The following is a 24,101-nucleotide window of genomic DNA, read 5'->3' as shown; positions in this document are numbered from 1 at the left end:
TAAATGCTTTTTTTATCCCGAACTCGCGTATAAAAATGGTAAAGCAGACCTTTTGGACTATTTTTCAACGCAATTTGTAATACCTGAGCGTGGAAAGTTGGAGGGAAAGTGTGGTAGGGTAGTGGCTAGATTCGTGGTAGAATGCGATGGTAGCTTGTCTCATCTGGCTATCGTAAGTCCTTCTTCGCCCTCGGTAGATAGAGCACTTATAGAGAGTTTACGTCAAATGTATGGTTGGAAATCTGCTCAGAAAGATGGGCAAAATGTTCGCACAGAGTACGTACTTCCAGTAAGATTGATGACTCAATGATATATTTTGGATGAAAATTGAAACAAGAAGTATCGAAAAGATAGGTAGGGTAGGTACTTGATGAGTGTAAAAAAACATGTTTTAGGAGCGTAAAAGTGTCATATTGTAAGTTAGAAGGTGTTTTAAGGGGTGGTTTGTGTAATGTGGCTTTACAAACTGTAAGTATAATCTTGAAAAACTAAAAGTTTTAAACTGAAAGCATAGGGAAATATTTCAGTTAAAAAAGAGGGTTGATTTTTGTGCAAAATAGTGTTAAAATCAAAAGCTTAAATGATATTTCTTGTATATATTTGCAATAGAAAAATCGAGACCTATTAAACTTTTGACTTATGAAACGTACCCTTTTGATAACCGCAATGGTAATGATGGCCATCTCTAGTTTTGGCCGTAAGCATATTGAAAATGCTACAGTTGTAGCCGATACTATTTTCTATGCGGAGAATATGTTGCACGTTACAAGTAGCGAACAAGCTAGTTATTATCGTTTGTTGATGACTGCCGGAACGGGCTTGAAAAAACAAGAAGTGTTCCAAGACTTCTATATGAACGGAACATTGAAGGCTGAGGGTGGTTATAGCTTTATAGATCTTGGCAACGATAAGAATACCGTACTGAACGGTGAAGTTACCACTTATTATAAGAATGGTAATGAAAAGTGGCATGGAAAGTTTGTAAATGGTAAGCGCGAAGGATACTTCACATTGCAGATGCGCGATGGTAGTATTGCCGTAGTAGAGTTTGCTGATGGTGTTTCAAAGCACAGTTACTTCACTGTAACTCGCCAAGACGGAACGATGGAAAAGCGCTCTTTGAATGAAATAAAATCTCTCTTATAAATAAATATAAAAGTCTCTATTATAATACTAAAAAAGGAGTCTGCTTCGTGAGAAGCGGACTCCTTTGTCTTTTTGTATATATCAAAGAATGGATATTGCTTGTTTGTATTACTTAATCGTTGAGAACGAGCTCTACGGGACAGTGATCGGAACCAAAGATGTCGGTATGTATTTTGGCATCTGAGATACGGTCGCGCAACCGTTCGGATGCAAGGAAATAGTCAATACGCCACCCTGTGTTGCGTTCGCGAGCTTTGAAACGATACGACCACCAACTGTAAGTGATTTGTTCAGGATAGAGTGTGCGGAAAGTATCGATGAATCCTTTGGCCAATAAGGCTGTCATCTTCTCGCGTTCTTCGTCGGTGAAGCCTGCATTACGATGATTGGTCTTAGGATTTTTGAGGTCTATCTCTTCGTGAGCTACATTCATATCACCACAAACAATAACGGGTTTACGTGCGTCGAGTGCCTGTAGATACTTTGAAAATTCGTCCTCCCACTGCATGCGATAATCTAAACGGCGTAGCTCGTCTTGTGAGTTGGGGGTATAAACGGTAACTAAGAAGAAGTCGGCATACTCTAGTGTGATGACGCGCCCTTCGTGGTCGTGTTCGTCGATACCCATGCCATAAGCCACATTGAGTGGCTTATGCTTGGTATAGATGGCCGTACCGGAGTATCCTTTCTTGTCGGCATAGTTCCAATACGATTCATATCCCTCGAATTGTAAGTCTAGCTGACCGGCTTGCATCTTTGTTTCTTGCAAGCAAAAGAAGTCGGCATCAAGTGCTTTGAAGTCGGCTTCGAAGTTCTTACCTACACAGGCACGTAGCCCATTTACATTCCATGAGATGAATTTCAGCATGTTATATTTTATTTCTTGCCTTTGAATCGCAATGGTAAATTGACGTCGTAGGTGCTATTGCCAACTTTGATGCTCTTGATAAGAAGTGTACATCCGAATTGATTTTGGAAAGATTCGCATATCGGGTATAAAACAACTTGTTTGAAAGTTAATTGGTTGGCGTACTCGACAGTTACATTCTTTGAACCGGCAGAGAATGTGGTAGTAGTCGGAATTATTATAAATTGATAATATCCTTTATTAAAGAATTGGGTAGAATAAGTTGCTGGTGTACGTACATTGGCCTTAATTGTGAAAGTCTTTGCTTGATTTACAAGTTCGCGATCGTCGCTTGTAATATACTTGCTGATGGCTTTTGTGGGGATGTTGGGGATAATAATGGTAGAGTCAATTGCTGCTCTTATCATGATATCCATAGAATCCGGCTTGCTCTCAGAGATGTTTTTGTAAGAATACACTTTTCCTTTATAATTGCCAGATAAGGCAGTTATCATTGTGGTTTTCTCTGTAGGAGTGAGTTTTTTGTAATTGTTGGAATCGTCATTGTTATCAGAACCCAAACAAGAAGTAAAAGAAGCTGTTGCCAAAAGAGCACAGCACATCAAGGTAAATAAACTTTTAAAATTTTTCATGTGATAAGTTTTTTAATTCGTTATGTGTATAAAACGATATGAAAAGGAGAATCTTGCATGTGGAATTGTTAAATTCTCTTAGATTCTCCACGCAATAAATTCATAAATTCCTCGCGCGTCTTAGCCTGATTGAAAGCCCCGCTGAAATCGCTGGTAGTCGTAATTGAGTTTTGCTTTTCGACACCGCGCATTTGCATACACATGTGTTTGGCCTCGATGACGACCATCACTCCGAGTGGATGCAGGGTGTTTTGGATGCAGTCTTTAATCTGTTGTGTCAAGCGTTCTTGCACTTGTAAGCGATGACTAAAGATGTCTACGACGCGTGCAATCTTGCTAAGTCCGGTAATATATCCATCGGGAATATAAGCAACATGCACTTTCCCATAGAATGGAAGCATATGATGTTCGCACATAGAAAAGAAATCAATGTCCTTCACAATGACCATTTGGTTGTACTTCTCAGCAAAAAGAGCGTCAGTTAATACCTTGTGTGGATCTTGCGAATAGCCTCTCGTGAGTACTTGCATGGCCTTTGCCACGCGCATAGGAGTCTTCTCTAATCCCTCGCGTTCGGTGTCTTCGCCAAGGAGTTTCAGTATAGCTTGGTAGTGTGATGCGAGTTCTTCCAGTCCCTCACGAAATTCAATTTCAGGATTCATTCTATTTGTTTCGTATATGATAGAGTGGCTTATAGCCGGTATATTCTATTGTAATGTTAGTCTTGTACGGTAATCTTACCACGTACAATGGTTGCTTGCTTGTAGCCCATCTTGCGAAGATTCTGCAACATTTGGACTGCTTCTTGCATGCTTCGATAGTTACCGATGCGGCAAATCCATCGTGGTGAGTAGAAATGTACATAGACCGGTTGGTCTGGATAAGCCATTTTGATGGCGTTACCTATTTGTTGAGCGCGTTGTTTGTCGGCTCTGGAGTTACCTCCGGAGAATGCTTGTACCCTGTACCCATTCACCTTATAACTTCTCACCATTACTTTCTTACGTAAGTCTACGGTCGGTGTTTCTGTTTCATCATAACCCTCTTCTGTTGTCTTTTGAGGATTAACAGCAGTCTTTTGAGTTGTCGGTGTAGCCTCTTTGTGAGCTGGTTCGCGCTTGGTAGAGTCACCGTTATGTTGTTGGGTGGTAGGGGTAGGGTGCTCGGTGGGCTTCGTTTCCTTGGTCTTAGGATCTATTTGTGGCTTGGTACCATTCTGTTGAGTCTTGCTACCATTCACCAATTCGTCTATCTCCTTACTTTGTTTGACAGACACGGTGCCTTGTCCTGGAACTTTCTTTTGTAGTTGTTCGAGGAATGTTTGGGCGCTGATGGTCGCAAACGGACACATGACCAATATCAATAGAGCGACGAATTTATTTCTAATCATGTCGATTTAAATAGGGAAAGAAAGGCGGAGAAAGACTCTTTCTGTAAGGAATGAGTCTTCTCCTTCCATTCTTCAATGATTTATTTCTTATTTCTTCCAAGCGTCAATAATGCCTTTGAAGTCAGCGCATTTCAATGCTGCGCCACCAATCAAACCACCATCAATGTCGGGTTTAGCGAATAGTTCGGGTGCATTGCTAGCCTTGCAGCTGCCACCATAGAGGATAGAAGTCTCGTCGGCAATCTTCTCTCCGTATTTAGCAGCGACTGCTGAGCGGATGAATGCGTGGATTTCTTCAGCCTGATCTGATGTAGCTGTCTTGCCGGTACCGATAGCCCAAATTGGTTCATAAGCAATGATGATGTTCTTAAATTCTTCTTCTGACAAGTTGAATACAGAACCTTCGAGTTCAGCCTTTACTACTTCGTTCTGCTTATTAGCTTCGCGCTCTTCCAAAGTCTCACCGATACAGAAGATAACCTTCAAACCGTTCTTCAGTGCCAACAATACTTTCTCCTTCAAGATCTCCGGAGTTTCATTGTAATATTGACGACGCTCAGAGTGGCCAAGGATTACATATTGAGCACCGGTACTCTTTACCATCTCAGCAGAAACCTCACCAGTGAAAGCTCCCTTTTCCTTGTCAGCGCAGTTTTCTGCACCAAGTCCGATGGTATTGCTGTCCAAAATGCCGGCTACGGTAGCCAAGTGGATAAATGGAGTACAGATAACAACATCACAGTTTGGTTTGTCTGCTGCCAAAGCTTCGTTGAGTTCTTTAGCCAAAGCTACGCCGTCTTGCAGGTTCATGTTCATTTTCCAGTTGCCTGCTACAATTTTCTTTCTCATTTTACTATTCTTTTTATTAAAGAGTTGAACAATATGTTTCTTTTCTTTCAGTTCTTTTGCTCTCACCCATCTACTCCAAGCCCAAAGGCGATCGGCCAAGGTCAAGAGTGTCAGTGGCAGCACAAAACAGAGTATGATCTTCAATATGTCACCGGCAATCGTATTGTCCGACATCTTGCCAATTTCGGTTTGAGCGAGTGGTTTCTTCAGTTCCTCATCCTTAGGCAGCCTGTTGTGGCTCCACTTTCGGATGATAGTACCATCCTTAATAAGTACCAATCCCGGATTACTACGGATGATGGTTTTCAACGTAGTTTCGTCTGTAGTACAGAACGGATACTCAGCTCCGGTCATATCTTCCCAATGGCTGATGGCTATACTGTCGCTTGCGGTCAGTCCATAGAATGGTATACCATAGTTTTGAGCATATTCGTAAACCTGATTTATGTCTCCGAAATTCCCATCGTCAGCCACTTCCAAATGGGGAGATATAAGTAGGAAGGTGTAACCTTTGTTGGTAAGAACCTGTCGGGTAATATCTTCGCCCGTGCTATTGAGCTGGATGGAGAAGTCGTGGATGGGTGGAATATAGCCTTTCTCTGTTTGTACCGTTTTGCTATCCACGAACGTCCACGTTGAATCAGGATAGTTGTCAAGTGTGAACTCACGCGTCTTTCCATTCTTCTGAAGCAGGAATGTTGTCTCAAATTTCGGTTGCTTGGCTCCTTGCGGAATCTCCATTCCTTTCAGAATGTTAGCTCCTACATGATAAGGGCGGAAGTCGAATTGGGGTAAATCGTAAAGACTATACCCACTTGAGATAATAATAAACAGCACCGTATAGTTGATGACAATCCACTGATTGCTCTTCGAGATGAATCGCATTTGGCGCAATGGCCATATCGCTATAATGATGGCTGCAGCCAACAGCACTATATTTTTGAGCAATGTTTGTGTGTTCGACAGGATGATGGCGTCGCCAAAGCAACCGCAATCTTTTATCGGGTCGGCCACAACTATCCATATTGTAATAACTGTCATGATACTCATGAACAGTATAACAATCTTAGAGATGACGCGACGACGAATAGCGAACAGCATGAAAATACCCAATGAGAACTCCAATGCCGCTAATCCTACCGATGTGAAGAGTGTCAACCAGTCTGGCAATACGTCCACCAATCCTATCGCACTTAGGTAATCTTGTATCTTATATTGGGTGCCGATGGGGTCGATGGCTTTCACATAACCCGAAAAGATAAATGTAAATGCAAGCAGCAATCTACATAGGTTGGTGAGGATGGTTTTCAGTCTGTCCACTTCTTCTGCTTATTCCGCTAATTTGATGGCTCCAAATACAGCGTAATTGATGATGTCCATGTAGTTGGCATCAATACCTTCCGACACGAGAGTTTCGCCTCCTATGTCCTCAATCTCTTTGACACGTTCTATCTTTGTCAGTATGAAGTCGGTGTAACTGCTAGTGCGCATGTCTCTCCAAGCTTCGTCGTAGTCGTGGTTCTTCTTCAACATGAGATTCAAAGTTTCCTCTGCATGTCGGTCATAGAGAGCCAAAGCGTCTGTTGGTGTCATATCAATGGAGTCGGCAAATCCTTTTTCCAACTGTATTAAACCGATGATACCATAGTTGATAAGTGCCACAAATTCCGTCCTGATACCATCGCCTACGCGTGATTCTTTCTTGATTTCAAGCGAGCGAATGCGCTTGGCTTTGATAAAAAGTTGGTCGGTGAGAGAGGATGGACGCAATATACGCCATGAAGCTCCATAGTCATGTAGCTTCTTTTCGAACAGTGTGCGACATTCGCGCATGATGTTCTTGAACTGTTCTTCCGTGTTGGAATGACTCATGAATCCTAAAATTTTCGCCTGCAAATTTAATGAATTCCACCGAGAAAAGCAAATAATTAATATATAAGGTGTCAAACTTTCAAGTGAGAAAGTTTGGGAGTCAAGAAGAGTTGATTATGTTATAGCCTGTTGAAAGTTGGTAGATGGGGGTGTTTTCTTATTGCGTTTAGTGCAAGAGATGGTTTTGTTATTCTATGGATTTGACTTTCCATCGTCCGGTTTTGTCACTACCTACGTGTTCAATGATGCCGAGTTGACGGAATTTTTGTAGATGTTTCTCTATAGCACGTTGGCTTATTCCTATTTGTTGGGCTATTTCCGAACTTGTTAATATAGAGTTTTTGGCAATGAGAAGAAGCGTCTGTTTTTCGTTTACACCGAACTTTACACCGAACTTTACACCGAACTTTTTGCCAAATCTAGCTTCAAATTCCTCGTTGATGTATTTTCTTTGTTCCCTACTCTTATCAATAGGTTGTCCTTGATGAGACTTTAATGTTTTCAAGATTTCATCAAGCATAAATTCAATGAAAGGTGTGCTGTTGGCATTATCATTGGCTGTTGCTATAGCTTTATAGTACTGTTCTTGGTTGGAATAAACGATATTCTCCACAGGTAGATGAGCAAAGAGGGGATGTGATTTTGATAGTATGAGCGATTGCCACAATCTACCAGTTCGTCCATTGCCATCACTAAAAGGATGGATAAACTCAAATTCGTAGTGAAATACGCAGGAACGGATGAGTAGATGGTCTTGAGCGGTTTTTAACCAAGCAAAAAGATCGTTTATTAGGTATGGAACTCTATCGGCAGGTGGGGCAATGTACACAACGCCCTGTTCTGAAAAAAACTCCTACACAGCCTCGTCGGAAGTGTCCAGCATCATCAGTCTATGCCATCATCATCGTGCTGTGAGTACGTAACAAATCATTGACTTCGAATGGATTTAATTGATCAAGTAACTCATATGTAGCCAAAGCGTTCTTCACTTCTTGTATTTGTCGGAGGGGAGCCACCACCGTTTTACCCTCAACAATGTCTTTTACTTCGTTCTCTGAAAGGGTGTTGCCCTCAATAGCTAGCGAACTGTGAATTATCTTTATACGATTTGCCTTACGCAAATGTAGGCTATCGTTTTGCTCCAGCCTAATGGCATATCGCTCAATTTGGGCTGATATGTCAGCTATTTGGTTGACTATCTTTGCTGTGATGGTGAACGGTGGTGTGTACATGTTCAATCAAATGGTTCTGATTAGGGACTTCTGATAATTTCGGATTGCTTCGGTTGTTTCCAATAACTTCCTTGAAAGTTTCTATTTCTCAGCCCTTTGTTTTATCCGAATCATTCGTACGACACCGCACATAGCTTCGTAGCGGGCTTGTAGTGAATCACGCTTGACGCCTAATTTGTTGCGTTCGGCAATGGTAGCAGAGGTTTGGACGAGGGCAATGGTGGCTTGTAGGGCTGAGTCGGTTTGGGCGATTTCGGTTTGGGCAAGCTTCAATGAAGCTTCTTGCCAAACTTTGAGAGCATGTTTGCGCGACTCAATAGCCATAGGATAAGTTCTGCGTAACGACTCAATGGAGTCGAGTACATCGGCATACTTACCTTGTGCATACAGGGAATCTATCGACTGTACCAGCGCAGCCGCCTTTTCATCTTCGGTTGGTGCACACGAAACCAACCATATTGTGATAATCAATAGTATATTGAGTTGCTTCTTCATCTCCGGTCTATTAGTTAGATGACAAATATACGCATTTTTCTTTCAATAGCAAAAAAGCCTACTATACTTTTCCATTTTCTCATTTTTCTTTAACTTTGTGACCGTCTAATCCAAATGAGTTGTCATGAAATACCTGATACATCGAATTTTCTTGAAGTTGCTATTGCTTACAATATTCTTGCCGTTGTCGGTTTCTGCCGACATCATCCATCTCATGCCAACCCCTCATTCACTGCAAAGGGTGAGGGGACAATTCTCGCTTCATCGCTCTATATCCATCGTGATGCCCGATAGTGTGGCTATCGTTGGTGGACCGCGTGTGGCAGCAGAGTTGTCCGAGTTGGTCGTTGAAGGTGGTGGAAAGGTTGTTGCTAAGGCTCATGCTACCATTGTTGTGCGGATGGTCGCATCGGTTCGTGGTGCTCGATTCCAAGAAGAAGCTTATCATTTGACGGTCAATCTGAATACGATAATGATAGAGGCTGCGACTCGTTTGGGTGCTTTGCGTGCAGCACAGACGCTCCGTCAGTTGGCCGAAGGACGTCGTGGGTCTATAGCCGGTTGCGATATTACAGACTGGGCTGCCTTTCGAGTGCGGGGTTACATGCATGATATCGGGCGCAGTTATATCCCTTTCGAGCGACTTAAAGAAGAGGTTGTGGCCTTGGCTCGCTACAAAGTGAACGTATTCCAGTGGCATCTCACCGATAATCAAGGTTGGCGATTGCAGAGCGATATTTATCCTCAGTTGAATGCCGATTCTAGTTTTACGCGGTTTCCCGGTCAATATTATACCAAGGCACAAGTTCGTGAACTTGTTACCTTGGCATCTTCTTATGGTATCACGGTTATTCCCGAACTTGATATGCCCGGTCATAGCGAGGCCTTTCGTCGTGCTATGGGGCATAGTATGGTCACGGTGGAGGGACTGAATGAATTGAAGAATCTGCTAACAGAGGCTTCCGAGACTTTCAGTGGTACCCCATGGATGCACATAGGAACAGACGAATATCGTGTTGCCGATAAGCCTCTGGCCGGGCAACATGCATTGGATTTGAACACCTTTGTAAGTGAAATCGTAGCCCATCTCAAGTCGCTTGGTCGCAAAGTAATGGCATGGAGTCCCGGTGTGGGGGATAAGTCGGTGCTCAATATGACACAGATGTGGAGTGGGCGAGGCCGACCTACTCCCGGCGTACCGGCCATTGACTCTCGTTATCACTACATTAATCACTTCGATACGTATGCCGATTTAGCCTTGCTTTATGGTTCTACTATTGCCGAACAACGGGAGGGGAGTGCACAGTATGCCGGTGTTATCATGGGGATGTGGAACGATAGGCTGATGCCTAGCTATGAATCTATCATTACGCAGAACAATTTTTATGCCTCTATGTTGGCTGCTGCCGAGCGTGGATGGCTTGGTGGAGGAAAAGGTTATTTCACAAACAAAGGGGTAAGACTGTCTGTTGCCGACACCGATTTCTTCGATTGGGAACGTCGGTTCCTTTATCATAAGGCGCATTTTCTACAAGGTAAGCCTATCAACTATGTGAAACAAACTAACGTGAAATGGCTTATTACCGACGCTTTTCCTAATAATGGTGATTTAACAATGAAGTTTCCACCGGAGACCGAAGAACTGAAATCTTCTTATACTTATCAAGGAAAGGTTTATGGTACGCATTCTGCGCTGGGCGCTACGGTGTTTTTGCGACATTATTGGGGAGAGAAGACGGTGCCCGGATTCTTTGAACATCCGCAATCCAATACTACCGCGTACGCCTATACCTATGTTTATTCGCCCGTGAAGCAGATGGCTGGTGCACAGATAGAGTTCTACAATTACGGTCGTAGTGAGGCTGATGTAGCGCCACGACAGGGTAAATGGGATTATAGAGAGAGTCGTATTTGGGTGAACGATGCGGAGATAATCCCACCTACATGGCAGAATACCTACACCGGACGTACGAATGAACGTCCGTTACTCAATGAGAATTTCAGTGCTCGGAAGCCTATTGGCATTTTGCTCAACAAGGGTTGGAACAAGATACTCATCAAGTTGCCCAATAACGGATTTGAGGCTACTTCTGCCACTCGCCTTGCTAAGTGGATGTTTACCTTTGTCTTGACCAATCAGGAGGGTACGTGCGCACTTGATAATGTAATCTATTCGCCTACGCGCTAATTTTTCTCTAGTTCCATTCTTATCTTTTTGGGTAGCGAATGAACTACCAATTGGTAAGATTCGGCGATACAATCGGTCACCAATTCGGGGGGTAATAGGTCTAGATAGAGGTCGTTCCAATGTTTCTTGTTCATGTGATACACCGGTTTGACACCATCGTATTGTTCGCGCAACTCCTGTCCGTGTTCCGGCTTTAGTTTAACGGCAATGCGTGGTTCGGGTGTATCCAGTTCTATCAGCATGAACCATTTACCCTCGATGCGGAACGAAATCCATCGTTCGGCAAACAATTCTTCTGTCACTCCTTTGTGTTGTAGCGCGACCAATCGTGCTTCTTCTATGTCCATTGTGAGACGTTGATTTTCGTTGAATGATGTTATTGGCAAAGATAATAAATATTAGAAATATATCCAAAATGTGAGATAGTAGGACTCGATTCTTGTGTGTAAAAGTACTGATATGATTTACTTTGCAAATAAGAATACTCTGATAATCAGTAGATTATGGTGTTATTTGATTTGTTTTGCAAATAAGAACTTAAACATAATATGGAACATATGTGGCATATTTTTTAGAAGTTATACTTTCGTCTGATACTTTTATCAAGTGCGCTTCTAATGTATCTGATATGATACGTGATGCTACGGCAGATTTATTCTTATCCAATCCAAATCTTTCTCTTACTGATAAGTTGTTGATAGGATTGTTTGATTCGTATGAGAGACAGGCATGCTGATAGCACGCCATAACCTTCTCTTGCTTGGTCATATCTGATATTCTCTTTCTAGGATAGAGGAATATGCGTGTGTATAGTGCGTTTTTTGTGAATTTAACAGCAGGTAGAAGCATCTGTTCTATGGCTTCAACGGCACGGTCTATACCACTTCCGCGACGCTCGCAATATCTCAGGAAGAACATCGCTTGGGCGAGTTGTTCATTTCGGGATAGTGGAGGCATATCTATTAATCGATTAATATCTCCAAGTGGGGACCCCGGATTTGTTATTACAATTCTGTCTTTAAATATTTCAATAGTTACAGCCATGCCCGGTATAGAGAAATCTTGATGGACCAACGCATTGGCAATAAACTCCCTAATGGCTATCAGTGGATATGTCGGTTGCAGTATTCGAGCCACTTTTATGTTCTCTGTGGAGGAGTGCTTCATTACATAGTCAATTAATCCATCGAAGCCAATAGCATATCCATATGTTCCGATTTGCTCATGAAGTAGTTTTAAATTGTTATTGCCCTCGTATATCCTCACAATTACCGAATGGCTACTAAGCTCTTCAAAGTCTTTTATATCATTGGCGAATAGCAAAGCTCCAAGATTAGTGATATCCCACTTTCCTGCGTCTAGAGATTCTGTACAATACCCTAAGGTTACAAGTAATTCCATCACAATCTGCGTGTTGTTTGGGATTGTTTTGTCCAAAATCTGATACAATTTCCTATAGTTGAGCAGGGTGAGGACTTGCTTTACTGTCAGATTTTGCTTTGCATGTCTTTTCTCAAACGGAGTTCCTTGTGAGTCTGCTATGAGGGATTTGATTTGTGACCTCGACATCTTGATGGTTGAACCTGCTGAACGTGTATATGCATCAAACATATTTGACCCCTTTTTGTGGATGGGCTTATCTGATTGCTCAGGGATATAAATGAATAGCATAGAGTGTTCTTGATAAGTTAAGACTGCATGTTCTATACTAATAGACGATGACAGATTGTTGTGTGCAATATTTCCTAATTTCTGGATAATGTTGTCAATATCTGTTTTAGTGAGTGGCGTAAAACTTCCATCATTATTGATTCCAAATACCAATATCCCTCCTCCTTTGTAATTAGAGAAAGCACAAAGGTGTTCAGCAAGTCTTTCTGTTTTTGTAGACAAAGCGCATTTCCAATCAAGTTCATTCAATTCCGTTGGAATAGGATATAAACTGTCTTCTAATAATGTTATGGCTTTTTTCTTCCAATCCATGATATTGCGGCTTTCAAGTGTATATGTTCTTTCTTTGCAAAGATAAATTTATTATTTGTAAAAACGATATATGGTGTGATTTAATATTCAAAACGTCTCTTTCATGTATCGCACATTGTATGCAGCAAGGGGTTGCAATAGGTGTGCAAAGAGGTTAACTTTGCATCGACTAATAAACAAATGATATGAAAACTACAACAAATCAAAGACCGGCAGACTATGTTGTTTGCATGCTCACCGAGGGCAAATGCGCCTTGAGCGCGTCTTGCCTGCGGAGCAAGATGTTTGCTGCGAACGTGGATGAGAAGCAAACTTACATGCACATGTTAAATCCCTATGCACTTGCCGATGGCTTAAGTGGAACGCCATGCACGTATTATCGCTCGGCGCAGAAGCAACAGTTGGCTCGTGGTATGTTGCACATTTTCGACAATGTACCTCGAAAAATCTATCCCGAAGTGCGTAGAGCGGTAATGGATTGCTTCTCTTCCTACCGGCAATTCTATTATTGCCGAAAGGGTGAAAAACTAATTTCTCCATCTGCCCAAAATGCTGTTATGGAGGTGTTTAAACGTTATCGACTCGATACGGAGCATCTTTTCGATGCTTATGAGGAAGGATTCGACTGGTAATGGGAATGCTCTTGGATTGCTGCTAAGTTGAGTCAGCATCGCTGTTGGGATGACTCAGCGATGCTGAAACGGCTTGGCAGCATTGTTGCCTTGCTCTTGCAGTTGGGTAGTAGACAAAATGATGCGTTGACAAGTAGACAATGATGAAATTCTATTTTGATATGATTTCGAGATGAGATGTGGATAATGGTGGGGTGTAAACATTGGTGTTATTTGGCTGCGGACGCGACATGTCGCGTCCCTACAATGCTTATGTGTAGCTACCTGTATGTGTGCTTGGCGGTAATTATCGGAAATTTGGATATGTGAAATCCCAGTTCCTTACCTCCCTTTTATGTATTATTAGCTGTAAAAAGGCGGTATCAAGCATCTTTTTCATTATTTTTGTAATGATGAAACAGGAAGGACTACTAGCATGAAGATATTGAATCGTATAAGGAAATGGTTCTCGTGCCGGTCCGACGAGCGCCGAGTGGCATTGGTCTTATCGGGTGGTGGAGCTCGTGGATTGGCTCATATTGGAGCAATAGACGAGTTGGTGAGTCGCGGATATACCATTACATCAATAGCAGGAACATCGATAGGGGCACTTATAGGTGGTCTTTGGGCGGCCGGACAGTTGGATGCTCTGCGACAAGAACTTACCAACTTGGATCGCAGACGTATCCTTTCGCTCATGGGTATCTCGCTGGGGTTGGATCATGTGGCGACCGGTGAGAAACTGATGATGGCGTTGGAAGCGTTGGTAGGCGATCGTAAAATAGAAGATTTACCGATTAAGTTCTGTTGTGTGGCAAGCGATATAGTGTCGGGACGAGAAATGGTTTTTAACGAAGGCTCGCTGCTCCAAGCTATCCGTGCATCTATTTCCATTCCCGGATTCTTTAGTCCGGTGATAGATGGAGAGCGTGTATTGGTAGATGGCAGTGTACATAATACGTTGCCGCTCGACCGCGTGATGCGCCAAGAGGGTGATTTATTAGTGGCTGTTAACGTCAGTGCGCCCGATGATGAACCGTATGTTTGTTATCTAAAACCGCAGTGCGAACGGCATAGTTCTTTAGAATTTGCAATCCGTTCGCACTTTCCTTTCAATAAGATAAAATTCTCTGAGAACTATTTTAATATGGCTTTGCGGGTGGCACGGCTGACGATTCAGAATAATACTCAGATGGCTTTGCGACTCACGCCGCCCGATTTGTATGTCCAATTACCCATGTGCCGCTACAGTTTATTCGATTATGACAAGGCCGAGGAAATCATTGCTTACGGCCGAGAAGAGATGGGTAGAAAGTTAGATGAATTAGAAAAAAAATAGTAACTTTGCATCCCAATAAGACTAAAATATAAGAATGAGGAATCTTACTGATGCCGATTTGGCTCAATTACTCGATCAAGATATATTCCATCAAATTTCGTTAGCAGCCGATTCTCTCCACATGGAGTGTTATGTGGTGGGCGGATACGTGCGCGATTTGTTTTTAGAGCGCCCATCAAATGATATTGATGTGGTGGTCGTGGGCAGTGGTATACAGGTGGCTGACGCCTTGAAGAAGCAGTTGGGCAGGAAAGCTCATCTCTCGGTGTTCCGTAATTTCGGTACGGCACAGGTAAAATTCCGCGACATGGAAGTGGAGTTTGTGGGGGCACGAAAGGAAAGTTATAGCCACGACTCGCGCAAACCGGTGGTGGAGGACGGTACGTTGGAAGACGATCAGAACCGTCGCGACTTCACCATCAATGCTATGGCCGTGTGTCTGAATGCTGATAGATTTGGCGAATTGGTAGATCCTTTCGATGGACTTTTGGATATGGAAGATGGCATAATCCGCACGCCGCTCGACCCGGATATTACGTTTTCGGATGACCCCTTGCGCATGATGCGCTGTATTCGATTCGCCACACAGCTTAATTTTTTTATCGAAGATGAGACGTTTGAGGCGTTGGAGCGCAATGCCGATCGCATTAAGATTATCAGCGGTGAACGCATTGCTGATGAGATGAACAAAATCATGATGACGAAGACGCCCAGTAAAGGCTTCGTCGACTTGCATCGTTGCGGACTGTTGAAGCTTATTTTGCCAGAATTAGCAGCCATGGATGTGGTGGATGTACGCAATGGTCGTGCTCATAAGAACAATTTCTATCACACGTTGGAAGTGCTCGATAATATCTGTAAACATACTGATAACCTGTGGTTACGGTGGTCGGCGCTATTCCATGACGTAGGTAAACCGCGCAGTAAACGATGGGATAACGTGGCCGGATGGACGTTCCATAACCATAATTATATAGGAGCGAAGATGATACCTACCATTTTTCGTCGAATGAAATTGCCGATGGATGCGAAGATGAAGTTCGTAGAAAAGATGGTAGACTTGCACATGCGCCCCATAGCCATAGCCGATGACGAGGTGACCGACAGTGCTGTACGTCGCTTGATGAACGATGCCGGAGACGATATAGACTCGCTGATGACCCTTTGTGAAGCTGATATTACGAGCAAAAACCAGCAGCGCAAGCAGCGATTCCTCGACAATTTCCGTATTGTACGTGAGAAGTTGGTCGACTTACAGGAGCGTGATTACAAGCGATTGTTGCAACCGGTGATAGATGGTAACGAGATTATGGAGATGTTCCATCTGCGTCCTTCGCGAGAAGTTGGGGCATTGAAGCAAGCGTTGAAAGACGCTGTACTGGACAATAAGGTGCCTAACGAGCGTGAGCCTTTGTTGGAGTTGCTGCGTAAGAAGGCTGCCTCTATGGGACTGACCGTTTGATCGTATTCAGAATATAAGTTTCCCTTATAATCTTTGTTAAATAAAACCTGATTGCAGACTAAAGTTTGCAAAGAATTTGTACTTTTGTGTCGCCAAACTTTTATAGCGATATAAGTTTTTAGATTAATACGTCATAAGATAGCTGATAGAGGCATGTTGCGCGTCAGACTACATGATATGAGATAGAAATAATAATTATATATAGTATTTAAGGTATGAAGATTAAGACTTATTTGTTTGTCGGAGCCGTTGGGCTCTTGATAGCTTCATGTGGCAACAAGCGCAATCAGTTGCCAACCGATAACCATTATCCGGTAGTAACCATTGGTTCTCAGAGTGCAGAGATGCAAACTACTTATCCAGCAACTATCAAAGGTGTGCAGGATGTGGAGATACGTCCAAAGGTTTCGGGATTCATTACGAAGGTTTGTGTACAACAAGGTCAGGCTGTAAAAGCCGGTCAATTGTTGTTTGTTATAGACAATGAGACCTATCAAGCAGCTGTCCGTCAGGCTCAAGCTGCTGTGAATACAGCTCGCTCAGGGATGAATACGGCTAAGTTGACTTACGACAATAGCCAGAAACTTTTTAGTAGCAATGTCATCGGTTCGTATGAGTTGCAGTCGGCAAAGAACTCCTATGAGAGTGCACATGCGTCTTTGGCACAGGCCGAGGCATCCTTGGCTTCGGCTAGAGAGATGCTGAGTTACTGCTATGTGAAGAGCCCGGCTAACGGTGTAGTAGGCGATATTCCTTATAAAGTAGGTGCATTGGTAAGTGCATCCAGCCCCGATGCGTTGACCACAGTGTCTAATACGAGTACCATGGAAGTATACTTCTCGATGACCGAAAAGGATATGTTGGAGCTCTCAAAGAAGGCCGGTGGCGTGCATGCTGCTATTAGTGACTACCCGGCAGTGAAGCTACAGCTGGCCGACGGAACTATCTACGACCGTCCGGGAAAGGTGACGAAAGTGAGCGGAGTGATTGATCAAAGTACCGGTTCGCTTTCTATGATCGCTCGTTTCGACAATCCCGACCATGTATTGAAGAGTGGTGGCGCCGGTTCTATCATTGTTCCAAACATTCATAGTAATGCTATTGTGATACCACAAAGTGCAACTACGGAGATACAAGATAAAGTATTTGTTTATACGGTAGGCTCAGACGGTAAGGTGAAGTATACGGAAATCACTGTCGATCCACAGAATGATGGGCGTAATTATGTGGTTTTGACCGGTTTGAAGGTGGGCGACCGCATCGTAACCAAGGGTTTGACGTCGTTGACCGACGGTATGAAGATAGAGCCAATATCCGAAGCTCAGTATGAAGCAAACCTAGAAAAGGCAACCAAGATGGCAGCCAATCAAGGCTCGGCAAAGGGTTTTATTGATACCATGAAGGGTAAAAAGTAGAGAAAAAGATTGTTGAAAATAACTGTTTATTATGACATTTTCAAGATTTATTGAACGTCCTGTACTGTCAACGGTGGTATCAGTCTTCCTCGTTTTGTTGGGATTGATAGGCTTAATATCGCTACCTGTTGAGCAGTATCCGGACATTGCGCCACCTACTATATCCGTATCGACGGTTTATACGGGTGCAGATGCGCAGACGGTATTGAACTCCGTGGTCACTCCTTTGGAGGAAAGTATCAACGGAGTAGAGAACATGACCTACATGACATCGTCGGCAACGAATGATGGTATGGCCATGATTACGGTGTACTTCAAACAAGGTACCGACCCGAACATGGCTGCCGTGAATGTACAGAACCGTGTACAGCAGGCGCAAGCGTTGCTACCTGCCGAGGTAACACAGGTGGGTGTGACTACTTCAAAGCGTCAGACGAGTAACGTCATCATGTATAGTATCACGACAGAAGATGGTCATTACGACGCCAAATTCGTGACCAACTATAACAACATTAATATTATTCCGGCCTTGAAGCGTGTATCCGGGGTGGGCGATGTGCAGACTTTCAGTACCAAGACCTACTCTATGCGTATTTGGTTGCAGCCTGATAAGATGAAACAGTATGGTTTGATACCATCTGATATAGCTGCATCTTTGGCCGAACAGAATATCGAAGCCGCTCCCGGTAAGTTTGGTGAGCAGAGCAATGCCAGCTTCGAATACGTGATGCGCTATAAAGGTAGATTGAAGACACCGACCGAATATGGCAATATTCTCATCAGTAATTCGTCGACAGGACAGACACTTCACCTGCGCGATGTGGCTAAGATAGAGCTTGGCGGACTAAATTATGCTGTTGGACAGAAGAACAACAACCAGCCCTCTGTGATGGGTATGGTACAGCAGATAGCCGGTTCTAACGCTAATGATATTGCCAAAGGTGTGAAGCAGGTGCTTGAAGAACAAGCCAAAAACTTCCCTCCCGGACTGGAATACAAGATAGACTATGATGTAACAGAGTTTCTCTATGCCTCTATCGAAGAAGTTGTAATGACATTAATTATCACCTTCGTGCTGGTGTTCTTCGTGGTTTACATCTTCTTACAAGACTTCCGTTCGACGTTGATTCCGTTGATTGCCGTGCCGGTATCATTGATTGGTACCTTCCTTTTCCTTTGGATATTCGGTTTCTCCATCAACTTGCTTACGTTATCTGCGCTACTTTTGGCCATCGCTATTGTAGTGGACGACGCCATAGTGGTGGTGGAAGCGGTGCATGCCAAGCTAGATTTGGGTTATAAGAGTGCAAAGACGGCTTCTATTGACGCCATGAATGAGATTTCAGGTGCTATTATTTCTATTACGCTTGTTATGGCTTCGGTGTTCGTTCCGGTGTCGTTCATCAGCGGAACGAGCGGTACATTCTATCGAGAGTTTGGTGTTACGATGGCTGTAAGTATCGTTATCTCGGCTATTAATGCCTTGACGCTGTCTCCGGCTCTTTGTGCTATGTTCTTGAAACCGCACGACAAAGACGGCCATGAGCGCAAGATGAGTCGCATAGACCGTTTTCATACTGCTTTCAATACAGCCTTTGACAAGATGCTCGTGAAGTATCGTAAGGGCGTAGAGAATATCATTGGTCATCGTATTGTGACAATATCTACCGTTGTTGTGGGTATTGTATTGTTGGTCATCTCAATGGGTGTGACCAAGACCGGGCTTGTTCCGGATGAAGATACAGGTACATTGTTCGTCACCATCTCGCTTCCTCCTGCTACCAGTCAGGCCGAAACGCAGAAGGTTACCGACCGTGTGGATGCCATGTTGGCAAGCAATCCAGCTATCCAAAGCCGTGAACAAATCGTCGGTTATAACTTTATTGCCGGTCAAGGTTCCGACCAAGCCACCTTTATTATCAAGTTGAAGCCTTTCGACGAGCGCCCCAGCGGATTCTTCTATAAACTCTCCGGCTTGTGGCAGGGTGATGGTATCATGCGATTCTTCGTCAATCCAATGGCTAATACGTCTGTCCTTGGTATGATATACAAGCAGATTGCCTCTATCAAAGGAGCGCAGATTCTAGCTTTTGGACCTCCTATGATTCCCGGTTTTTCGGCTACCAACGGTCTAACATTCTCTATGCAGGATAAGACGGGTGGCGATTTGAACAAGTTCTTCAGCGTTACTCAGGACTTCTTAAAGGAACTGAACAAGCGTCCGGAGATTTCAAATGCGATGACATCGTACAATCCTAACTACCCACAATATATGGTAGATGTGGACGTAGCCAAATGTAAACAGAGCGGAATCAGTCCAAGAGTGGTTCTTTCTACGTTGCAAGGATACTACGGCGGACTCTATGCTTCTAACTTTAACAGCTATGGTAAGCTCTTCCGCGTGATGATCCAAGGTGACGTTGCAAGCCGTATGCGCCCCGGAGACTTAACGAATATCTATGTACGTACGGCTGCCGGAATGGCTCCTATCAGTGAATATTGCACACTGAAGCGTGTCTATGGACCGTCTAATGTGAACCGTTTCAACCTGTTTACAAGTATCAATATCAATGCAACACCGGCCGATGGTTATTCTTCAGGAGATGCTATCAAGGCCGTACAAGAAGTTGCTCAGCAGAATTTACCGACCGGTTACGGTTACGATTTCTCCGGTTTGACCCGTTCGGAGCAGGAGTCTAGCAATACCACAGCCATCATCTTTGTGCTGTGTATTGTGTTCGTTTACTTGATTTTGTCGGCTCAATACGAGAGTTATTTGCTTCCGTTGTCGGTTATCTTGTCGTTACCTTTCGGTTTGGCAGGTGCATTTATCTTCACCAACTTGTTTGGTCACAGCAACGATATCTACATGCAGATTTCGCTGATTATGCTTATTGGTCTGCTAGCTAAGAACGCTATCTTGATAGTAGAGTTCGCTTTGCAGCGTCGTCGTACCGGTATGGCTATCAAGTATGCCGCTATTTTGGGTGCTTCTTCGCGTCTTCGTCCTATCTTGATGACCGGTTTTGCCATGGTCATTGGTCTGTTACCGATGATGTTTGCAAGCGGTGTAGGCAAGAATGGTAACCAGACTCTAGGTGCAGCAGCCGTTGGTGGTATGCTCATTGGTATGATGATTCAGATCTTTGTAGTACCGGCTTTGTTCGTTATCTTTGAATATTTGCAAGAGAAGTTCAAGCCTATTGTCTTCGAAGACGAGAACAATCCCGAAGTTGCTACTGAGTTGCAGCAATATGCTCGACGCCCTATTGAATATAAAGTAGAAGAAAAGTAAATGATGAAAATAAAGAGTTTAATCATATTAGGCCTTGCAGTCGTGTCTTTGACAGGCTGTAAGAGCCTATACGGAAAATACGAACGACCTGTTATCAACACGCAGGGACTGGTGAGGGACACTGTTTCCGTCACCGATACGTTGGCAGTTCGCGACACGGCGAGCTTTGGTAATCTGCCTTGGCGCAGTGTGTTTACCGACCCACAGTTGCGTGTTCTCATCGAAAAAGGGTTGACTAACAACACCAATTTGCTCAATGCTGCCCTCAATGTTGATATGGCTGAGGCTCAACTCAAGGCTGCAAAGTTGGCATTCTTGCCTTCTTTCACCTTTGCTCCCAATGGAACTATCGCTTCATGGGATGGAAATAAGGCTACGAAGACCTATTCGTTACCCATTTCAGCCAGTTGGACAGTCGATCTCTTTGGCAATTTGTTGTCATCCAAGCGTAGTGCGCAGATGGCTTTGATAGGCACTAAAGACTATCAAGTGGCGGTGAAGACCAAGCTGATAGCCAATATTGCCAACCTTTATTACACCCTGTTGATGCTCGACGAAGAAGTGAATATCATCACCAACATGGAGAAGTTGACCAAAGATACATGGGATGTGATGAAGATACAGAAGGAACTTGGCCGCGTACGTTCTACCGGAGTACAGAGTGCCGAAGCCAGTTACTACTCTGTCATGGCACAGAAGGCCGACCTTCTACGTAATATTCGTGAGGCCGAGAACTCGCTTTCTCTCTTGCTAGGTCAGCCGGCTCAGACCATTGTCCGTGGTAAATTGGCAGATCAGAGCCTTCCCGACAACTTTTCAACAGGTATCTCTCTCCAACTATTGAACAATCGCGCAGATGTTCATGCTGCCGAGATGAATTTGGCACAGTGCTTCTATGGTGTGGAGAATGCGCGTAGTCGCTTCTATCCCAACCTCACAATTTCGCCCACAGGTGCCTTTACCAACAGTGGTGGCATGGGTATCGTGAATCCCGGTAAGTTCTTGTTGAGTGCGGTAGGTAGTCTTGTACAGCCTATTTTCCAGCGTGGACAACTCATTGCCGGACTCCGTGTAGCGAAAGACCAGTACCAAGCTGCCTACAACACATGGCAACAGTCGCTTTTGAGTGCGGGCAGTGAAGTGAGTAACGCCCTGATACTTTACAACGCTTCGGCGTCTAAAAGCCGTATCGAGGAAAAGCAGGTGGCTACGCTGAAGCAGAACGTTGTCGATACCAAACTGTTGATGTCGCAATCCAACAGCACCTATTTGGAGGTCATTAGTGCCCAGCAGAGCCTGCTCAATGCAGAACTTTCCAAGGTGCAAGACGACTTCTCCAAGATGCAGGCTGTGGTTAATCTATATTATGCACTGGGCGGTGGAGCCAAGTAATTGTCGAATTTTAAAACAAGAAAAGATGGCAAGTCAAATAAGTCCTAAAGCAGAAGTTTCTCCCAAAGCAAAGATAGGAGACAACTGTACTATATATCCTTTCGTTTTCATCGAGGACGATGTGGAGATTGGCGACAACTGTGTAATCTTCCCATTTGTGAGCATTCTCAACGGTACTCGCATGGGTAGCCACAACAAGGTACATCAGTGCACGGTGTTAGGTGCGCTCCCTCAGGATTTTGAATTTACCGGGGAGTATTCTCGACTCATCATCGGCGACAATAATATTATTCGTGAGAACGTGGTTATCAACCGTGCCACACACCGCGGATGTACCACGGTGATAGGTAATGATAACTTCCTGATGGAAGGAACCCATATCTCTCATGACACCAAGGTGGGTAATCAGTGTGTGTTCGGATACGGTACCAAGATAGCCGGAGATTGCGAAATCGGGAACGGAGTAATCTTCTCAAGCAGCGTCATTGAGAATAGTAAGACCCGCGTAGGCGACCGTGCGATGATTCAAGCCGGCACTACTTTCTCCAAAGATATACCACCTTATATTATAGCAGGTGGTCGTCCGGTGTCTTATACGGGTATCAACGATGTGATGTTGACCCAAGATGGTGTCGACGAAAAGATACAGAAGCATATTGCTAATGCTTATCGACTGGTGTTCCATGGGCAGACAAGCGTGTTCGATGCAGTGCTTCAAGTGAAGGAACAAGTGCCCGATAGCATTGAAATTCAGAATATTGTGAATTTTATCGAGGGTACACAATTAGGTATTATCAGCAAGATGTAGTTCATACCTATACATCTTGTGTTTATGATAAGGGCTGGCCGTGAGGTCAGCCCTTTTTGTTTTTCAGTCGGTTTTGTTAATATCCGAGATTCTGAGTCATGCCCGGATTCAAGTCAATTTGGCTAAACGGAATTGGCAAAAGTTGTTGATAGTCCTTGATGCCATATTCGGTGATAGCGAGTTTGTTACGTTTCATGAAAGCGAAGTTGCCGATACTGTAGAGCAACAACTTTTGTCTTGCTTCCTTGATACCTGTAATCCCACTGTCCGAAACACTGATATGCTTGGCATCTACTACCTGTTTCAAATAATTGTTGGCTTGTGTTGCCTGCCCGGTATGTACCATACATTCCGCATAGAGCAGCATTACGTCAGTGTAATTCAGCACTGGTAACGAATACGAAGAATAATCCTTGAAGCCTTTTTCGGCATTTCTTATGTATTGAGGTCTTAACGATAGTATATTCTCTTTGCTGTAACTGTTGATGGCTTTAAGCGTTTCCAGATTGCTGTAGTTGCTATTGTCGAGACTATAATAGCCGTTTTTGATGACTTTCTCCAGTAGTGGCGTCGCCGAGTTGTAGTCGCCTTGATACATATAAATTTGTGCCAAGATGATACGTGCCACATCTTTAGGGACGAAGAAGAATCCCTCTTCACCATTTAACGATTCATTTCGTTCTTCTTTTAGTGACTCAATGGCATTCTTTAGGTTTGTTTCCAAATTAGTAAAGATCGTCTTCTTGCCAGTGCGTACAATTCGACTACCAGAATCGGTTTGTCTTTGTGATAGATAAGGCATATCGCCCCAAGCCACTACCATGTTGTAATAGATGAGTGCATGGAACACATTACAATAGTTTTGGAACAGGTTGAGTCGCCGTGCATCGGCCTCTTTGATTAAAAGTATATTGTTGATGGCATCGTACACATAAGATGACACTCTTTACCGATGGTTTTAATGCCGGCTTACAAGCTATGGACTACCGCATGGAAAAGAAAAAAGCGAACTCTGATACCACGCTCAATATCCGTATGGTACGTAATGGTGGGTTCACGGCTGTAGTGGAATAAGTGATGATGATAGACAATAAAAAAGAGGGTGTGTCAAAATTGATATACTC

The 24,101-nt window shown here is 43.7% G+C and carries 21 protein-coding genes and 1 pseudogene; 11 read left to right on the top strand and 11 right to left on the bottom strand.

Going from position 1 to position 24,101, the window contains the following annotated elements; genetic code table 11:
• Positions 1–310 (top strand): energy transducer TonB (locus HMPREF3034_RS01285; protein ID WP_197421710.1); only part of this gene is annotated, 310 nt, incomplete at its 5' end.
• Between the two features lie 329 nt (positions 311–639).
• Complete coding sequence (locus tag HMPREF3034_RS01280) at positions 640–1,146, top strand: toxin-antitoxin system YwqK family antitoxin (RefSeq protein WP_036896692.1); 507 nt, start codon at positions 640–642, stop codon at positions 1,144–1,146.
• A 112-nt stretch (positions 1,147–1,258) separates the two neighbouring features.
• Here HMPREF3034_RS01280 and HMPREF3034_RS01275 read toward each other — a convergent pair whose 3' ends face one another.
• The 8 genes and pseudogenes from HMPREF3034_RS01275 to HMPREF3034_RS01240 all read right to left on the bottom strand — a co-directional run bounded on the left by HMPREF3034_RS01275 (position 1,259) and on the right by HMPREF3034_RS01240 (position 8,484).
• Positions 1,259–2,011 carry an exodeoxyribonuclease III gene (locus tag HMPREF3034_RS01275; RefSeq protein ID WP_036896734.1) on the bottom strand — a complete coding sequence of 251 codons (753 nt, stop codon included), beginning with the start codon at positions 2,009–2,011 and terminating at the stop codon, positions 1,259–1,261.
• A gap of 11 nt (positions 2,012–2,022) precedes the next feature.
• Positions 2,023–2,646 (bottom strand): DUF4840 domain-containing protein, encoded by a 624-nt coding sequence (locus HMPREF3034_RS01270; RefSeq protein ID WP_082721656.1) that lies wholly within the window; start codon positions 2,644–2,646, stop codon positions 2,023–2,025.
• Positions 2,647–2,714: 68 nt separating this feature from the next.
• Positions 2,715–3,308 (bottom strand): GTP cyclohydrolase I FolE, encoded by a 594-nt coding sequence (gene folE, locus HMPREF3034_RS01265; protein ID WP_036896690.1) that lies wholly within the window; start codon positions 3,306–3,308, stop codon positions 2,715–2,717.
• A gap of 56 nt (positions 3,309–3,364) precedes the next feature.
• Entirely contained in the window at positions 3,365–4,036 is a 672-nt protein-coding gene (locus HMPREF3034_RS01260; protein ID WP_062432550.1) for an SPOR domain-containing protein, read from the bottom strand.
• A gap of 87 nt (positions 4,037–4,123) precedes the next feature.
• Complete coding sequence (locus tag HMPREF3034_RS01255; protein WP_082721654.1) at positions 4,124–6,205, bottom strand: BT_3928 family protein; 2,082 nt, start codon at positions 6,203–6,205, stop codon at positions 4,124–4,126.
• A gap of 9 nt (positions 6,206–6,214) precedes the next feature.
• Positions 6,215–6,757 (bottom strand): DUF1599 domain-containing protein, encoded by a 543-nt coding sequence (locus HMPREF3034_RS01250; protein ID WP_062432548.1) that lies wholly within the window; start codon positions 6,755–6,757, stop codon positions 6,215–6,217.
• Between the two features lie 187 nt (positions 6,758–6,944).
• Positions 6,945–7,989, bottom strand: a pseudogene (locus HMPREF3034_RS01245) (Fic family protein).
• An 81-nt stretch (positions 7,990–8,070) separates the two neighbouring features.
• Positions 8,071–8,484, bottom strand: a complete 414-nt coding sequence (locus HMPREF3034_RS01240; protein WP_036896687.1) for a hypothetical protein — start codon at positions 8,482–8,484, stop codon at positions 8,071–8,073.
• 124 nt (positions 8,485–8,608) lie between these two features.
• On the opposite strand from HMPREF3034_RS01240, the gene HMPREF3034_RS01235 reads away from it, so the two are divergent.
• A complete protein-coding gene (locus tag HMPREF3034_RS01235) occupies positions 8,609–10,672 on the top strand; it encodes a family 20 glycosylhydrolase (protein WP_036896686.1) in 2,064 nt (687 codons plus the stop codon).
• On the opposite strand, the gene HMPREF3034_RS01230 is transcribed toward HMPREF3034_RS01235, so the two are convergent.
• Both HMPREF3034_RS01230 and HMPREF3034_RS01225 read right to left on the bottom strand, forming a co-directional pair.
• Positions 10,669–11,019, bottom strand: a complete 351-nt coding sequence (locus HMPREF3034_RS01230) for an MmcQ/YjbR family DNA-binding protein (RefSeq protein ID WP_036896732.1) — start codon at positions 11,017–11,019, stop codon at positions 10,669–10,671. The two genes, HMPREF3034_RS01235 and HMPREF3034_RS01230, sit on opposite strands and share 4 nt — an antisense overlap.
• A 190-nt stretch (positions 11,020–11,209) precedes the next feature.
• Positions 11,210–12,655 (bottom strand): ATP-binding protein, encoded by a 1,446-nt coding sequence (locus tag HMPREF3034_RS01225; protein ID WP_036896685.1) that lies wholly within the window; start codon positions 12,653–12,655, stop codon positions 11,210–11,212.
• A gap of 185 nt (positions 12,656–12,840) precedes the next feature.
• On the opposite strand from HMPREF3034_RS01225, the gene HMPREF3034_RS01220 reads away from it, so the two are divergent.
• The 7 genes from HMPREF3034_RS01220 to lpxA all read left to right on the top strand — a co-directional run bounded on the left by HMPREF3034_RS01220 (position 12,841) and on the right by lpxA (position 22,977).
• The gene (locus HMPREF3034_RS01220; RefSeq protein ID WP_052052802.1) at positions 12,841–13,287 is read left to right on the top strand and encodes a DUF6078 family protein; all 447 of its coding nucleotides are present in this window, start codon (positions 12,841–12,843) and stop codon (positions 13,285–13,287) included.
• Between the two features lie 415 nt (positions 13,288–13,702).
• Entirely contained in the window at positions 13,703–14,605 is a 903-nt protein-coding gene (locus HMPREF3034_RS01215) for a patatin-like phospholipase family protein (protein ID WP_036896684.1), read from the top strand.
• A 34-nt stretch (positions 14,606–14,639) separates the two neighbouring features.
• Positions 14,640–16,067 carry a CCA tRNA nucleotidyltransferase gene (locus HMPREF3034_RS01210; RefSeq protein ID WP_036896683.1) on the top strand — a complete coding sequence of 476 codons (1,428 nt, stop codon included), beginning with the start codon at positions 14,640–14,642 and terminating at the stop codon, positions 16,065–16,067.
• Positions 16,068–16,282: 215 nt separating this feature from the next.
• Positions 16,283–17,482, top strand: coding sequence for an efflux RND transporter periplasmic adaptor subunit (locus HMPREF3034_RS01205; RefSeq protein WP_036896682.1), 1,200 nt, complete (start codon positions 16,283–16,285; stop codon positions 17,480–17,482).
• A 31-nt stretch (positions 17,483–17,513) separates the two neighbouring features.
• Complete coding sequence (locus tag HMPREF3034_RS01200) at positions 17,514–20,777, top strand: efflux RND transporter permease subunit (protein WP_036896681.1); 3,264 nt, start codon at positions 17,514–17,516, stop codon at positions 20,775–20,777.
• A gap of 3 nt (positions 20,778–20,780) precedes the next feature.
• The gene (locus HMPREF3034_RS01195; protein WP_036896730.1) at positions 20,781–22,169 is read left to right on the top strand and encodes an efflux transporter outer membrane subunit; all 1,389 of its coding nucleotides are present in this window, start codon (positions 20,781–20,783) and stop codon (positions 22,167–22,169) included.
• Positions 22,170–22,194: 25 nt separating this feature from the next.
• The gene (lpxA, locus tag HMPREF3034_RS01190; RefSeq protein WP_036896680.1) at positions 22,195–22,977 is read left to right on the top strand and encodes an acyl-ACP--UDP-N-acetylglucosamine O-acyltransferase; all 783 of its coding nucleotides are present in this window, start codon (positions 22,195–22,197) and stop codon (positions 22,975–22,977) included.
• 76 nt (positions 22,978–23,053) lie between these two features.
• Here lpxA and HMPREF3034_RS01185 read toward each other — a convergent pair whose 3' ends face one another.
• Positions 23,054–23,920: a RagB/SusD family nutrient uptake outer membrane protein gene (locus tag HMPREF3034_RS01185; RefSeq protein ID WP_036900067.1), complete on the bottom strand. Its 867-nt coding sequence runs from the start codon at positions 23,918–23,920 to the stop codon at positions 23,054–23,056.
• On the opposite strand from HMPREF3034_RS01185, the gene HMPREF3034_RS12185 reads away from it, so the two are divergent.
• The gene (locus HMPREF3034_RS12185) at positions 23,914–24,051 is read left to right on the top strand and encodes a glycoside hydrolase family 97 C-terminal domain-containing protein (protein WP_082721653.1); all 138 of its coding nucleotides are present in this window, start codon (positions 23,914–23,916) and stop codon (positions 24,049–24,051) included. The two genes, HMPREF3034_RS01185 and HMPREF3034_RS12185, sit on opposite strands and share 7 nt — an antisense overlap.
• Positions 24,052–24,101 lie beyond the last annotated feature (50 nt).

The organism is Prevotella sp. DNF00663 (genome assembly GCF_001553265.1).
Classification (GTDB): Bacteria; Bacteroidota; Bacteroidia; order Bacteroidales; family Bacteroidaceae; genus Prevotella.
This window is presented reverse-complemented; position numbering and strand designations above follow the sequence as displayed.

Coding starts and splice junctions, on each gene's coding strand:
- HMPREF3034_RS01205 (WP_036896682.1), top strand. CDS start 16,283: ATGAAGATTAAGACTTATTTGTTTGTCGGAGCCGTTGGGCTCTTGATA.
- HMPREF3034_RS01270 (WP_082721656.1), bottom strand. CDS start 2,646: ATGAAAAATTTTAAAAGTTTATTTACCTTGATGTGCTGTGCTCTTTTG.
- HMPREF3034_RS01280 (WP_036896692.1), top strand. CDS start 640: ATGAAACGTACCCTTTTGATAACCGCAATGGTAATGATGGCCATCTCT.
- HMPREF3034_RS01260 (WP_062432550.1), bottom strand. CDS start 4,036: ATGATTAGAAATAAATTCGTCGCTCTATTGATATTGGTCATGTGTCCG.
- HMPREF3034_RS01230 (WP_036896732.1), bottom strand. CDS start 11,019: ATGGACATAGAAGAAGCACGATTGGTCGCGCTACAACACAAAGGAGTG.
- HMPREF3034_RS12185 (WP_082721653.1), top strand. CDS start 23,914: ATGACACTCTTTACCGATGGTTTTAATGCCGGCTTACAAGCTATGGAC.
- HMPREF3034_RS01225 (WP_036896685.1), bottom strand. CDS start 12,655: ATGGATTGGAAGAAAAAAGCCATAACATTATTAGAAGACAGTTTATAT.
- HMPREF3034_RS01215 (WP_036896684.1), top strand. CDS start 13,703: ATGAAGATATTGAATCGTATAAGGAAATGGTTCTCGTGCCGGTCCGAC.
- folE (WP_036896690.1), bottom strand. CDS start 3,308: ATGAATCCTGAAATTGAATTTCGTGAGGGACTGGAAGAACTCGCATCA.
- HMPREF3034_RS01250 (WP_062432548.1), bottom strand. CDS start 6,757: ATGAGTCATTCCAACACGGAAGAACAGTTCAAGAACATCATGCGCGAA.
- HMPREF3034_RS01210 (WP_036896683.1), top strand. CDS start 14,640: ATGAGGAATCTTACTGATGCCGATTTGGCTCAATTACTCGATCAAGAT.
- HMPREF3034_RS01235 (WP_036896686.1), top strand. CDS start 8,609: ATGAAATACCTGATACATCGAATTTTCTTGAAGTTGCTATTGCTTACA.
- HMPREF3034_RS01195 (WP_036896730.1), top strand. CDS start 20,781: ATGAAAATAAAGAGTTTAATCATATTAGGCCTTGCAGTCGTGTCTTTG.
- HMPREF3034_RS01240 (WP_036896687.1), bottom strand. CDS start 8,484: ATGAAGAAGCAACTCAATATACTATTGATTATCACAATATGGTTGGTT.
- lpxA (WP_036896680.1), top strand. CDS start 22,195: ATGGCAAGTCAAATAAGTCCTAAAGCAGAAGTTTCTCCCAAAGCAAAG.
- HMPREF3034_RS01220 (WP_052052802.1), top strand. CDS start 12,841: ATGAAAACTACAACAAATCAAAGACCGGCAGACTATGTTGTTTGCATG.
- HMPREF3034_RS01200 (WP_036896681.1), top strand. CDS start 17,514: ATGACATTTTCAAGATTTATTGAACGTCCTGTACTGTCAACGGTGGTA.